This window comes from Polaribacter sp. HL-MS24 (assembly GCF_032758595.1).
GTDB lineage: Bacteria > Bacteroidota > Bacteroidia > Flavobacteriales > Flavobacteriaceae > Polaribacter.
Map to the genome: position 1 here is coordinate 354,111 of NZ_CP136415.1, position 15,194 is coordinate 369,304.

Annotated in this window: 7 protein-coding genes; all 7 read right to left on the reverse strand. The window is 34.5% G+C overall.

Annotated features, from left to right (window positions below; genetic code table 11):
- Window positions 1–6 precede the first annotated feature (6 nt).
- Window positions 7–3,261, reverse strand: a complete 3,255-nt coding sequence (locus tag RRF69_RS01695; RefSeq protein WP_316940271.1) for a VCBS repeat-containing protein — start codon at window positions 3,259–3,261, stop codon at window positions 7–9.
- Entirely contained in the window at window positions 3,233–6,490 is a 3,258-nt protein-coding gene (locus RRF69_RS01700; RefSeq protein WP_316940272.1) for a VCBS repeat-containing protein, read from the reverse strand. The genes RRF69_RS01695 and RRF69_RS01700 overlap by 29 nt, the downstream gene beginning before the upstream one ends.
- A 14-nt stretch (window positions 6,491–6,504) precedes the next feature.
- On the reverse strand, window positions 6,505–7,095 hold the full coding sequence (locus RRF69_RS01705) for a hypothetical protein (RefSeq protein ID WP_316940273.1): 591 nt from the start codon (window positions 7,093–7,095) through the stop codon (window positions 6,505–6,507).
- Complete coding sequence (locus RRF69_RS01710; protein WP_316940274.1) at window positions 7,064–10,234, reverse strand: VCBS repeat-containing protein; 3,171 nt, start codon at window positions 10,232–10,234, stop codon at window positions 7,064–7,066. The genes RRF69_RS01705 and RRF69_RS01710 overlap by 32 nt, the downstream gene beginning before the upstream one ends.
- Before the next feature lie 321 nt (window positions 10,235–10,555).
- Entirely contained in the window at window positions 10,556–12,163 is a 1,608-nt protein-coding gene (locus RRF69_RS01715) for a RagB/SusD family nutrient uptake outer membrane protein (RefSeq protein ID WP_316940275.1), read from the reverse strand.
- Window positions 12,164–12,244: 81 nt separating this feature from the next.
- The gene (locus RRF69_RS01720) at window positions 12,245–12,784 is read right to left on the reverse strand and encodes a hypothetical protein (protein WP_316940276.1); all 540 of its coding nucleotides are present in this window, start codon (window positions 12,782–12,784) and stop codon (window positions 12,245–12,247) included.
- Window positions 12,785–12,860: 76 nt separating this feature from the next.
- Window positions 12,861–15,116 (reverse strand): SusC/RagA family TonB-linked outer membrane protein, encoded by a 2,256-nt coding sequence (locus tag RRF69_RS01725; RefSeq protein WP_316940277.1) that lies wholly within the window; start codon window positions 15,114–15,116, stop codon window positions 12,861–12,863.
- Window positions 15,117–15,194 lie beyond the last annotated feature (78 nt).

The following is a 15,194-nucleotide window of genomic DNA, read 5'->3' on the forward strand; positions in this document are numbered from 1 at the left end:
AATGTTTTATTTTTTCGATTTCAAAATAAATGACTTTCCATTATTGGAAAGCACCAAATATTCTTGTTTGTTGAGTTGAATAATTTTTCTCCCTAAAAAATCCTTCGGCAATTGTAAAGAACGTTTATGCGTAATTGTATCATTGGCAAAATGTAAAATTCCTCCAGAATTGGACCAACTACTACCAAGCTCTGTAACATAGCCATCGTAATTCCCAGTATACAGAAGCTCATTATTATCAACATAAAAATCTTCTATAGTACTCAATTGTGCTTCTTTAGGAAGAGGCTTTGGCGTGAAATTAGTTCCATTATTGAGATAACACATAGAACGCAATTCATAAATGTATTTGGTCTCTAAAATATCTTTTGAGTCCTTTAATTGTAAGTCACTTATGCTTTGTACTTCAGCAAAAGCGGCATATTTTAAGAACTGTTTTTTTAATGAAGGGATTTGCTCCATCAATTTGTCTTTGGAAGCAAATGGTACATCGGTTCCAAAATAGTTGTAAAAAATCAATTGATTCAGTTGTCTATTACCGTCAAAATCGTCCAAATACATTTTCACGGGATGTTCTTCAGAAGCTTTCCATTTAAAATTTACTCCAGCATTTCCGCCAATAATGTCTAATAATCCATCCTGATTGATGTCTGCAACTTTAATTACATTCCACATTCCGTGGGTGGTATCCAAACCTAATTTTTTAGTTCTGTTTTCAAAGACTCCTTCTTTGGTATAGCTAATGACTGTTATCGGCATCCAGTCTCCAGCGAGGATTAACTCTATTTGTCCGTCATTTTCTAAATCGACCCATTGGCTATCCGTAATCATTCCAAAACGCTTTCTCAATGCAATTTCAAAATTATTATTACCAGTGTTTGTTAAAATATAACTATACGGAGTTAAACCATAGGCCTCAGGAATTGATCGGTTTCCGATAAACAAATCTTGAAAACCATCGTTGTTATAATCTGCAGAAGAAACTGAACCGCCATTGGTTGCCAATAGTTTTGCATTGAGTTTGGTAAAGTTCCCTTTGCCGTCATTCAGATAAACTCGGTCTTCTAATAATGGATTTCCTTCTTTGTATTCGTTTCCACCACTCAAAGCATAAATGTCCAAATCTTGATCTCCATCAATATCAAAGGCAATTGCATCCACATCTTCATAGATTTTATCTTTTTCAAAAATCTTATTTGATTGGATATGATACATTCCATCTTTGGTTTGAAAATACAACTCGGGTGCTTGATCTCTTCCTCCTCCAATAAATAAATCCTTTAAACCATCAGCATTGAAATCGGCTTGCACTACCGAAGGTCCTTCTGTAGAAAGTTTTTCTGGCATCAAAGCATCTCGTTCATAATCTAAAAATGAATTTTCAATATGATTGTAAGAAAATTCTTTATGTGCTATTTGCAACTTCTTTGGATAAACGTGTGGAGTTGTGTTTTCTTTTTGGATGGTTTTCTCTTGATTGATCGCTACTTCTTTGAGTATACTTTGAGTACCATCGTTCCAAACTACAATTAAAGAATCTACAGAAGCAATCGAGCCCAATCCGAAATGTACTTTGCGTGTCGAACTAGACAAAAAGCCTCTTACAGTTGTTTGCTCTTTGAAAAAAATTTGGTCACCTGCATAAAGAGATACTTTGGTCCCATTTGTATTGAGGCTTTGTTGATTCTCAAGCAAATTGATTGTAAGATAATTTGCTCCTGTGGTTTTATTTTCTAATAAAGTAGCTTTTTTATTCAAATTATTGACGACAATGTCCAAGTCACCATCCAAGTCTAAATCAGAATATGCCGCACCATTAGAATAACTTGTTAAGTTCTTTGAATTGATCGGAATTTTTTTGAAATTTAAATCACCGTTATTCTGAAACAACACATTGGGTAAAGCCAATGTAGGCATGATTTCAATTAATTTTTTTTCTAAAGTATCTTGTTGATTCGCTGCATATTTCGCAAAATCAACATTACTGATGTAATTTACATAATCCAAATCGTTGGGTCTTTTATAAATCCCGTTGGTAATGTAAATATCTTGCAATCCATCATTGTTATAGTCCAACAATAGGGGTGACCAACTCCAGTCAGTTGCATGGGTTTCTGTAAACAATGCCACATCTGAAAAATGAGTACCATTGTTAATTTGTAGGTGATTTCTAGCATATTGTTGCTGAAAACCAAAGGTCTTTTTGATCTCATTAATTTTGTCTGAATCTTCACCACCCGATTTTAAAAATACATCAGATCTATAAGGCATCATGTCTAGGGTAATTACATCTAAGGCAAGATCATTATTCAAATCTCCAACATCAATTCCCATGGTAAATCGTGAAGTACTGTTGAAATATTGGTCGCTTGCCTCTGTGAAGGTTTTGTCTCCATTATTAATGTATAAATAATCATTTTCATGAAAATCGTTTCCAACATAAAGATCCATCAATCCATCATTATTGATATCGGAAGTTGCAATTGCCAATCCGTAGCCTAAAGCACTGTTGTATATCCCCGCTTTTTTGGTAACATCTACAAATTGAATAGCACCATTGATTAACTTATTTTCAAATAAAATATCTCCTGCCAATGCATCCGATTTTTCTCTCAACTTTGAATTTCCATAAGAATAGGTAGAGTGAACAGAGTGATTCATCAAATAAAGATCCATATCACCGTCTTGGTCATAATCAAAAAAAGAAGCCTGAGTAGAAAATCCTGAAAAATCCAAACCATACTTTTTAGCCTCTTCTGTAAACGTATTGTCGCCATTATTGATATACAATTCGTTAGAGGCATTGAGTCCTTTGTAATCTCCAACTTTACACACATAGATGTCTAGATATCCATCGGCATTTACATCTACCATAGTAACCCCAGTAGACCATGAATCGTCTTGACTGATTGCGCTGGACAATGAAATGTCTTGAAACTTCAATCCTCCAAGATTGAGATATAGTTGATCGGGTTGTTGATTTGCAGTCAAGTACAAATCATCCAATCCATCGTTGTTAATATCCCCTAGAGCAACTCCACCTCCATTGTAGTAATAAAGATACTCAATAATATTAAGTGCTCCATTTTCATATAAATTATTTGAAAAGTGAATCCCAGAATCTTCAGCAGCAACTTCTGCAAATAATTCTTTTCCTATACTATTTTCTACCTCTTGCTTCGTAGAACAACCAAGGATTAATAAAGAACAAAAAATGAGTCTTTGTATCATGCTAATAGGTATATACTTGTAATGAATCATTATTTCTAGTAATAAAAACCTTGTCTTTCAAAAGTTTGATGTCTCTGATCTCTCCATTGATATTCAATCCTTCACCAGTTGAATTTAATTTGAATTGATGATTTCCAATGTTTTCCAAATAAGTCCCAAAGGAAGCATCATATCTACCAAATTCCGGCTTTACACCATTTAGATTCCCCCCTAAAAGGATGTCTTGATCGCCATCCTTATCAAAATCGGAAGTCGAAATAGCATACACTGGAGAAAATTGAGTTTCCAGTGGAAGTTCTTGAACTGTGAATTGAAAATCGCCTTGATTGATCAAGAGTAAAGAACTCAAGGTATTTGCCTCTAAAACAGTACTTGCGTTTAATTGCTCTGTGGTGAAAATATCTTGAATAGTTGCCGATTTGAAAGATTCGTAATCTGGAAATTTTTTACTTAGATATTTTAATTGATCCACTAAATTGTGTCGTAAAGCATAAGGATAGACTTTACCATTTGCTGCCGTAAAGGATAGGATAGGATCTAAAGAGCCATTGAGATCAAAATCGCTCAAATACAATTGGATTGGATTTTTCTCAGAAGCCTTGAATCGACTGTTTAAACCGTGGTTCCCCAGGAGTAAATCAAAATCACCATCATTATCCAAATCACTTTTTTCAATAGTCTTCCACCATCCCTTTAAATTGGACAAAGGACTGTTTTGTAATTTCTGGAAAGTCCCATTTTTATTTTCAAAAACTTCAACCCCCATAAATTCACCTACAACCACCAAGTCTTCAAATCCATTTTTGTTGATGTCCACAAAAACAGCATCCGTAATCATTCCTAAATTTTGAAACTGTGGAGCAATTCCAGCAGACTGTTCTGTAAAGTTCCCGTTTCCGTCATTGATTAGCAAAAATCCTGAACCTGGAATCCCATATGAATTTGGAATGGCTCGTTCTCCAACAAAAATATCCATATCATTGTCATTGTCAATATCTGCGACGGCTATGGTACTTGAACTATGGAAATTATTGACAGTGGGCAGTAATTGGTCAGATACTTTGAAATTTCCTTGACCATCATTCAAATACAATTTATCCAAATAGTTCGCACTGTATTTTGAAGTTTCAATACTCCCACTACAAACATACAGGTCTAAATCCCCATCACCGTCAGCATCAAAAAAGGCACTTTCAGTATCCTCAGCAGCTCTATGCTGATCAAAAATAGTTGTTTGAACTTTTTCAAAATTAGTGTCTTTTTGAATAAATAATGCTGCTAAATTATTTTTAGAACCTCCAATAAAAAGATCTTCTTTCCCATCATTATTTATATCTCCAACAGCCATTTTGGGCCCTTCAGTACTTCTCATAAAAGGCAACAATCGCTCTACATTAAAATCGCTGTAATTATTTTCTTTATGCAAAAAAGAAAGTATGTTAGAGTCTTTACTGAACATATTCTTTTCTACAAATTTCTCTTTTTCAAAAGATCTCTGCGCATCTTTCTCATAGAGTGTCATTGTTTTATTTGGTGTAATATTTTCTACAAGTGTTCTTTTCCCAGAAGGCCAGATGACTGATAATGATATACTGTCACTTTCTTTAAACCCAAAATTAGGTCTTGGATCCATAGAAGATTGAAAACCTCTCACTGGTTGTTGCTCTAAGTAATAACTTCCCGATTTTGTTGTTAATTGAATTTTGGCTCCAATTGCGTTTGTATTGAGACCCGCTCCTTTTAAAATTAGTTTTAAATAATTGCTTTTAGAAAGATCAAGATTGTTTTTGTAAACAAACAAAGGCATATTTACATTATTTACAATCAAATCCAAATCCCCATCATTATCCAAATCTCCATAAGCGGCTCCATTAGAAAATCCTTCGGTATTTAAGCCATTCGATTCTCGCTCAAAAACCAAGTTCCCTTTGTTGATGTAAGCGTGATTTTTTGCCTTGTTTGAAGGAATAAGGTCAATCAGTTTTTTATAATCCACCTTGTTGTCTGTAACCATCGAATGAAGCACTTCCTCATTGGAAACATAATGCAAATAATCCTGATTGGTTAAATCTTTATAAATTCCATTGGCAATAAACAAATCTTTTGCTCCGTCATTATTCATATCAAAGAAAAGTGCTCCCCAGCTCCAGTCAGAGGCCTCTACACCGCTAAACCGCCCTACTTCACTAAACGTTTCATTGCTGTTGTTTAACTGCAACATATTTCGAGTAAACTGATGGTAATAATCGTTTTTGAGATTGTATTGATATTTGTTCCAATCTTCAAAAGTGGTTACTGTTTTTAGTCTTTCGTACTCATCTGGCAACATTTCTGTTACAAAAATATCACTGTATCCATCGTTATTGATGTCGGCTGCATCGGCTCCCATAGAAGCACCGCTAATCGAATTGATGGCACTGGTTAATTTCTCTTTAAAAGTTCCGTTTTGTTGATTGATATACAGATAATCCCTTTCAAAAAAATCATTGGAAACATAAATATCTTCCCAACCATCGTTATTTAAATCACTTACAGTCACTCCCAGACCAAAACCAATAACACTCCCATAAATCCCTGCTTTTTCACTCACATCTACAAAGTGATTGTTGACATTTTCAAACAATTTGTCTCCTCCAAGAACATCGCGAATAGGACGTTCGTTTTTAGTCAAATTAAAGCTTCCAATCGCTTGATAAGAATTGTTTAATAAGTAGACATCCAAGTCTCCATCTTTGTCATAGTCAAAAAAAGAAGCATGCGTAGAAAAACCTAAATCAGCCAAACCGTAGTCCGCAGCATTTTCAGAAAAAGTGCCATCACCGTTATTGATGAATAATTCATTTTGTTTGTTATCTCCTGCAACATCTCCTGAATTACATACATAAATATCCAAAAATCCATCCCCATTGATATCGACCATTGATACTCCTGTAGACCATGCTTTTTCACCCCCTACTTTAGCAATTTCGGTAATGTCTTCAAATTTGAAATTCCCTTTGTTAATGTATAATTTGTTTTTATTTAAGTTCGATGTTAGATAAATATCTTGAAGTCCATCATTGTTTACGTCTCCAATCGCTACCCCTCCTCCATTATAAAAATTTCGATATCTATATACATTGAAGGTATCAGTAGAGGTTAATTGATTTTCAAAATTAATATTTGTTACTTCTGGAGACAAAAGGGCAAACTGGGGCTCAGCCGTTTTATTACAGGATAAAACAAAAAGGATCAAAAAAACACTAAAAAATTGTTTCATGATAAGGGATCTATTTAGTCAACTAAAATTTTATATTTATACTCCAAATTCTCAATTAAAACCGAGACATCTCTGTCAGATTCCTTTTTAATTTGAATTTGTCTATTTCCATCTACTTTTACTGAAATTCCATTTTCCATCTTCATGAAGGGATTTGCGTACCATTTCAATAAAGTATCTTTTACTACAGGAAGTAAAGCATCTGCTAATAAATCCTTATTCCATGGAGCCCAAGCCGAATAAGAAAACTTAAAATCCATCGCTACGATTCTATCATCCGTATCAAATCTGGCATAAAATAGCATCTTAATCGTTTTTAAATTATCAGCACTATCTTTTGGTACCAAGTATTTTTTGACATAGTTATTGTTCTCTCCGTGAGTTACAATTCCCTTTTTATTCAAATCCCAGCAAATTTGATAAAATTCCTTTTTTGTATTTCCAAATCGTAAGTTGTTGAAAAGCGTATCGTTTTTCACATTACTAGCTAATTCTTTTCTTACTAATTTAGAATAGTCTGATTGACAAGAAAATAAAAATAAAATTCCCAAAAGGAAACTTGTTTTGATTGCTTTATTGGATTTCATAAAATTGTATGCTTTCATTATTTATAGTTGTTAATATGTGTTTTTTATGGTTGATTTCACCCTTCCAAAAATCTCTAATCTGTCCATTTATTTTTAAAGGACGTATTTTTTCAAAACTGTTGTCTTTTCCAGAACCGTACAACAACCACCCTTCTGAAGCATCTTGCCTCCCAAATTGTGGTTTCACAAGGTATTGATTTCCTCCAAATAAAATATCTAAATTTCCATCATTATTCACATCTAGGGTTTCAATAGCTGCAACGTTTGAATATTGAATTTTGTTAGGAAATCGTAGAGATGAAAATTTGTTATTGGTATTGACAAAGAGGCTTGTTGACACTGTTTTGATTTCTAAAATGGTTGCCTTTTGAAGTTGTTCTTTTGTAAAGATAGTCTCCATGGTTGCATTCTCATATTCTCTATAATATAACAACTTGTGTTTCAAACTCGCAATTTGTCCAATCAATTCATCTCGGTCTACAATAGGATAATAAGCAGTGCCTTTCTGATAACAAATAATAGATTCTACAGTCCCATTATTATCAAAATCGGAAACATACATTCTCATCTGCTTTTCAAAAAGTGTATTCTCTCCCTTGTTGCCTCCAACGATATCCAAATCACCATCGGCATCAATGTCGACAATTTTTATGGTTTTCCAAAAACCATTGGAATTCTCTAGCCCATATTCTTGAGTTGCATTGATGAGTTTTCCATCTTCAATCTTAAAAACACTGATGGGCATCCATTCACCAGCAACGACTAACTCTTTTACCCCATCATTGTTAAGATCTTCCCATATAGCATCGGTGATGAGTCCAATAGCTTTAAGTGCTTTTTGTGAAGAGAACTCAAAACTATTATTTCCTTTGTTTTCTAGAAGATATCCATCTACTGGAATTCCATAGGTTGCAACTTTGAAACGCTCTCCCACAAAAATATCCTGATCTCCATCTTGATCAAAATCATAAATTGCTACGGTTGCAGAACTCATAGGACTTGTAAAGGGTAACGGTGTTGTACTCATTGTGAAATTTCCAAGACCATCGTTGAGATACAATCGGTCATTCAACGAAAAATCATATTTAGAGAAAGATTTCCCACCACTAGCAACATACAAATCCAAATCTCCATCAAGGTCGCTATCAAAAAAGACCGCATCCGTATCTTCGGAAGAAGAATGAGTTACAAAAGGATTCTTAATCGCCTTATAGGAGTGATCCAATTTTGAAAGAAACAAGGCTCCTGATTGCCCTTTAGCTCCACCAATATAAAAGTCTAAAGTTCCATCATTATTAACATCTGCACTGGCAATGTGAGGTCCTTCATTATTATACATTTCTGGCAACAACTGTTCACGATTGAAATCAACAGCATGATTTTCATTGTGCTGAAAAGTAAAAAAATTGTCAACAGGTGACAAAACCTCTTTGTTCACTATGACTTTTTCATCAGAAGGTACAATACTCTTCCCTGAAGCAGTAAATGTGTAAGTTTTATTTGTTTTCAATTCTTTATGGACATCGATCATTCCATCATTCCAAGTGATTTTTACACTATCGATCCGATCACAATTCCCCAAACCAAAAGTAAGATTGGTAGACACAGAGCTTTGAAATCCTCTAGAGGGATAATTTTCTAAGACACTGTATTTGTCTTTTTGATAAAATACTTCTGCTTTGGCACCAACTGCGTGCGTGTTTTTTAAATTTCCTTTTAGTTGTAATGTAATGCTTTTGTGCGATGTTGTATCTATTGTGTTTTCATAAATAAAAGCGGGCATATTTACATTGTTAATTACCAAATCTAAATCACCGTCATTGTCCAAATCGCCATAAGCACTCCCGTTACTAAAACTCGGTTGTTGGAGTCCCCAATTTTGGGTTTGATCTTTAAACTGAAAGTCTCCTTGGTTTTGATAAATTGCGTTGGGAACTGGATTGGATGGCATTTTATCAATTAACTTCTTCATGACTTCATTGTCATTCTGAATCATTTCTTTGATCTGATCTCTATTTGCCATATAGGTCAAATAGTCTCTATCCAACAAATCTTTGTAAATACCATTGCTAATAAAGATATCCTTGAATCCATCGTTATCAGCATCAAACAGTAAGGTAGACCAACTCCATTCAGAAGCATGTACATTGGAAAAACGACTTACTTCTACAAAAGAATCATCACCCATGTTTTGGTGTAAGGCATTTCTTGAAAATTGATAATGATAACCGTTTTTGATACTCATCTCGTGTTTAGTCCAAGACTCAAATAAGGTTTTCGTGCGTTGTCTTTGGATTGTTTTTGGCAACATTTCTGTAACCATAATGTCTATTTTTGAATCGTTGTTTAGATCTGCTGCATCTGCGCCCATAGAGCCCATTGAGATTGATTCAAATTGTTGGGTTAATTTTTCAGCAAAAGTTCCATCTTGTTGATTGAGATAGAGATAATCTCTCTCGAAAAAATCATTCGAGACAAAAATATCTGGCCAAGTATCATTGTTATAATCGCTTACGGTAATCCCAAGACCAAATCCAATAGCACTGGAATAAATATTTGCTTCCTTGGTAACATCTACAAAAAAATCATTGTCATTTCGTAAAAACTTATTTCCCTTATCGGTCGCCTTTTCTCGTTGGTCTTTGATCAAATCATAATTTCCAACCGAACGAATGGAATTACTCAACAAGTAGCAATCCAAATCTCCATCTTTATCATAATCAAAAAAGGTAGCATGTACCCCTAATCCAGTGATGTCTAGTCCATATTTTTTGGATTGTTCGGTAAAGGTTAAATCACCATTATTGATAAATAATTGATTGTGTCTGTTTACTGTTTTAGGAGGTCCAGCTTGACAAACATAAAGGTCTAAAAATCCATCGTGATTGATATCTACAAAAGTAACACCCGAAGACCACATGTCATTACAAGCGACTTGTGCTTTTTGAGTAATATTTTCAAATTTGAAATTCCCTTTGTTAAGGTACAATTGATTTTCCACTAAATTACCACTGAAATAAAGATCCAATAAGCCATCGTTATTAATATCACCGATAGCAACTCCTCCCCCATTATAAAAATTTTTATAGGTGTAAGGATTCAGTCGTTCAGTTTCTACCAAGACATTTTCAAAAACAACACCTGTATCCTTTGGCAAAGTAAATAGCGTGTCTGAACTATGATCGCTGTTACACGAAAAGATGAAAAAAAATATAAGTAGACGAAATCCAGTTTTAAAGCCCATATAAAGTAAGCATAAATTAATCGAAGATCTAAAGTAAAATTGTATGTATTTCCTTCAAAGACTTTGACAAATCTAAGTTTTATTGTTTTGATTTACAACTGATAAATGTTAAAATATTTCCCTATTTACGAGGTTAAAATCCTAATAAAAAAAAGATATAAAGTAAAAAAACGGGTTGCCAAAAGACAACCCGTTTATAATATATAACGTTAAATGTGAATTAATTATAGTAAATTAATATCCAGCATTTTGAGTTAAAGTCCCTTCACTTGCATCGATTTGAGCTTGTGGAATTGGGAATACACTTGTGTGTGCAGCACTGGTAGATTTTTGCCACCAAGCATTGGTCCATTTATCAAAACGAATCAAATCTTGTCTACGAGTTACCTCCATAAACATTTCTCTACCTCTTTCATCAAAAAAGTTATCTGCAGTTACACTCGCCAATGGCTCCAAACCTGCTCTTGCTCTAATCGTGTTTACATCAGTCGCAGCTAAACTCCAGTCACCTGCAGCTCTTGCTTTTGCTTCAGCACGAATTAGGTATAAATCACCTAAACGAATGATTGGCATATCATTGTCCATTTCAGGACGTTGTCCTTGTCTTGAGCTAAATTTCCCTAAACGAGCACCACCTTCTCTAGAAGCGTTAGGCTCTAATTGGTCGATGAATGGAGTTAAAATTAATTCCAATTCAGAAGACTCTGCATAATCTACAATTGCAGATCCTGAATAATCAAACTGTTGACCAACTATAAAGTTCGCCGCTTTACGCTTGTCTGTAGCATCATAAGAATCATAAAATTCTTCCAAAGCAGAGTATCCATTCCATGGTTGTTCAGCTAAGTTGTATGTAAATTGACTTGCATAGTGTAAAGACATTTGAGCGAAGTTCATTCCTGCACCTTCAACATTGTCATAAGCAATCGACCAAATAATTTCAGGATTGTTTTGATTGTTTGGTGCAAACACTGCTGCATATCCTTCTAAAGTTTCTGGATCAGTAACAACATTTGGTCTTCTACCTTCGTTTGGTACAGAACATCCTGTATCACATAAAGTATATCCTCCATTGTCAATTACGTAACCAGCAGCTATTTCAGCTTCTGCATATCTAGGAGTACCTGTATATACATCTGCATTCAAATATAGTTTTGCCAACAAACCTAAGGCAGCAAATTGATTGATTCTATATGCGTCATTTGAAGTTCCTAAAGGACTTGAAGTTAAATCCATCCCTACAGCTACATTTGCAACACCTAAAGAAGTTAACAACTCACTTTCAACAAAGTTAAAAAGTTCAATTCTTGTAGATTGTGCTGGATTTCCACCTGCTTCAGTTAAAATCTTAACTCGACCATACATGTCTAACAATCGGTAATAGAAAAATGCTCTCAAGGCCTTTACTTGTGCCATCTGATTTGCATCTAAATCTCCACTAGCTATTGTTGTATTACAAGCACCAATCGCATCGTATTGTTGACCCCATGCTCCATTTAATGGATCATTTGTAGAAGTAAAGGTATGTCTGTGCATATCTAACCAAATACCACCATCATACCAGTCACCACCTTTTTGTGTAATTGCCATTTCATCAGAAGAAACTGATTGAACTGACCAATACCCACCATGACTTGCAGAACCTGAAGTTCTTAGTGCATTAAATGCAGAACTAAGAGCATCTGAAGGACCAGCGCCTCCACCATCAAAACTTCCAAAACTTGGCTCTTCTCCATTAAACTGGGAAGTAGTATCACCTACCAAGATTTCATCTAAGTCTGTACATGCACTTATTGTTAATAGTGCAAAACAAATTGTAAATAATTTATATGTATATTTCATTTCTATTTATTTTTTAAAAGTTAACATTAACACCTAATGTAAAGGTTCTTGCTGCAAAATAATTGTATCTTCTATCGATACCTATAGTACTAAAGGATCAGCACCTCCAACAAATTCTCCGTTAGCTGCAGCTCCTCCATCTTGTAAAGAAGGTTCTGGATCAGCTCCTGAATATCCAGTGATCGTAAATAAGTTTTGACCTGTCAAAGAAAAACGTACACTTTTAAAGTATTTGTTGTCTTCTGAAATATCTAAGCTATATCCAACAGATAAGTTGTCTAACTTGATGAAATCTGCTTTCTCCACATACAAAGAACTAAATTTTGCAGTAGTAATTTCTGCGTTTGCATATTCTGTGTTGATGTAGTTATAAGAACCTTGAGAACCTACTCTTGGCTCATAAAATACTCTAAAGTTATTTACTAAACTGTGTCCAAATGCACCTCTAAAGAAAGCATTTACATCCCAATTTTTATATTGAATAGAGTGTGACCAACCTAATTCGAAATCTGGAATTCCTTTTCCTAATTTCTTTAAATCTCCGTCTACAACACCATCTCCGTCTGCATCAATTGCATTTCCAACTTCTTGGTTTACGTCAATAGAACCATCACCATTCACATCAACAAAGTTTTGAAGACCGTCTGTTACAGTACCATCCCATTCTGCACCATAAATTTGACCAATCTCTTCTCCTTCACCTACTAATACTACTGGAGTACCATTTTGTCCATGGAGCTCCTAAGTTACCTCTTAAAGAAGTACTTCCGTTGAATTTGTCTAATACTGATTTGTATGTAGAGAAATTAATTCCTGAATTATAAGTAAATCCTTCTTTCTTAATAAGATCATAGTTTAAACTTAATTCAACTCCATTGGTTGTTAACTCTCCAACATTGTTAAACCAATCATCAGCAATTTTCACAACTCCTTCAGCTAATTCACCATCTTGAATTTTTGAAAATAAGATGAAATCAGAAACTTTTCTAGAGTATACGTCTAAAGTTGCAGCCAAACGTCCTGATCTAAAGTCGATACCAAAGTTGGTTTCTGCTTTTTCTTCCCATTTCAAATCTGGATTTGCTTGTCTAAAAGCTTCAGAAGATAATAGGTTACCTGTTGGATTGTATCCATCTTGAGATAAACCGTTTTCACTAGGCAATGCACCCGTTACACCGTAACCAATTCTAGCCTTTAATAAGTCAACATTATTTAATTGAAGATATTTATTTACATCAACACCTAAACCAACTGAAGGAAAAAGACCCCATTTGTTGTTTTCTCCAAATTTAGTAGAACCTTCTCTACGTAATGAAGCGTTGAAGTGAATTGCATCATCTACACTCACATTTACTCTACCAAAGAAAGCAATAATTCTATCTTGTGGAGATCTGTTACTATTGATTGAAATTTGACCTGCATTGATTAAATCTTGAGACCACTCTAAAGCATCAATATATTCTAAATCATTATTTGGAAAATCTCCAGCTGTTAATGAATAATCGAAATAATTGGTTTCTTGCCAAGAATATCCTCCAGTAAATTTCAACTTGATATTGTCTGTAATATCTTTGTTGTAATCTGCAAATAATTCAAATAATTTAAAATCGTTCTCTTGTGTAAACAATGTAGCAGAACCTTTTCTTAAAGGACTTGATGCATTCCCTCTATAAAGAGATGTTGGTCTGTAGTATGCTTTATTAGTAAGTTTTGTTGATTGCTCAGAATAAATACCACTTAAAGATAATTCGTCTGAAAAGTCATAACTCATATTCATACTGTAGGTAAATTCACTACGTGAACCAACATTTGAATTTTGTTCCATGATAGAAACTGGGTTGAAACTATCAAACAATCCTAAAGTTTCAAAGTATCCACCATAGTTGTCTCCATTATAAGGATACGGAGAATCTGTTCCGTATACTGGAGCAGTTGGATTGTACAATACTGCATAACGCAATGCGTCATTGAATCCGTATTGAATATCTTTTTTAGTGTAAGACGCATTGAAACCTACCTTTAATTTATCATTTAAAAGTTTTGTTTCAGCTTGGAATCTTGTGTTAAATTGATTAAATCCAGATTTCTTTAAAATCCCTTCAGCATCTCTAAAGTTCGCAGAAGCTCTAAAAGTAGTATTCCCTTGTCCACCTGACATAGAAATATTGTGTACTTTAGAAACTGCAGAACGAGTTACTAAATCTAACCAATCAGTTCTACTTCCTAAATCAGTACCCCCTGCAGCAGCAAATTCATCACCGTTCATGTTTTGAACTTGGTTTTGAATAGACTCCATAGCAACAGAACCGCTATAAGAAACTTGAGTAGTACCCGCTTTTCCTCTTTTGGTAGTTACAATAATAACCCCACTAGAACCACGTGTACCATAGATTGCAGCAGCAGAACCATCTTTTAAAACAGTCATACTAGCAATATCACTTGGATCTACGTTGTTTAAAGAAGCACCAATCACTCCATCAACAACAATTAAAGGAGAAGAGTTCGCACCTACAGTAGAAATACCTCTTAAACGAATGACAGCGTCATCATTTGGATTTCCACCTTTATTATAAACACTTAAACCAGCTACTTTACCTTGCAATAACTGAGCAGGTGCAGCAATGGTTCCTCGGTTAAACTCCTCTGCAGAAACTTGTGTTACAGATGAAGTAATTTCTTTTTTTGCTGAACTACCGTAACCAACTACGACAATCTCGTCTAATTGAGTTGAGTCTTCAGCTAATGTTACATTTACAGTATTAGATGTTACTGTTACCTCTGTAGTCTTGTATCCTAAAGATCTGAATACTAAAACAGCTCCTTGTTCAGCAGCTACAGAATACTTTCCGTCAAAGTCAGTTTCTGTTCCAACAGAAGTTCCTTTCACACTTACACTTACACCTTGGGAGTGAACCAGATCCATCTGACACAACACCTGTAACGGTTTGTCCATACATAAAACCACCAACCAAAATCAGTATTGGTAGAATTAGTTTTTTAAGTAATTTGTTTTTCATTTAATTTAAATATT

What these genes read in the sequence shown, in the direction of transcription:
- RRF69_RS01695 (WP_316940271.1), bottom strand. Translation starts at nt 3,261, where the DNA reads ATGATTCATTACAAGTATATACCTATTAGCATGATACAAAGACTCATT.
- RRF69_RS01705 (WP_316940273.1), bottom strand. Translation starts at nt 7,095, where the DNA reads ATGAAAGCATACAATTTTATGAAATCCAATAAAGCAATCAAAACAAGT.
- RRF69_RS01700 (WP_316940272.1), bottom strand. Translation starts at nt 6,490, where the DNA reads ATGAAACAATTTTTTAGTGTTTTTTTGATCCTTTTTGTTTTATCCTGT.
- RRF69_RS01725 (WP_316940277.1), bottom strand. Translation starts at nt 15,116, where the DNA reads ATGGACAAACCGTTACAGGTGTTGTGTCAGATGGATCTGGTTCACTCC.
- RRF69_RS01715 (WP_316940275.1), bottom strand. Translation starts at nt 12,163, where the DNA reads ATGAAATATACATATAAATTATTTACAATTTGTTTTGCACTATTAACA.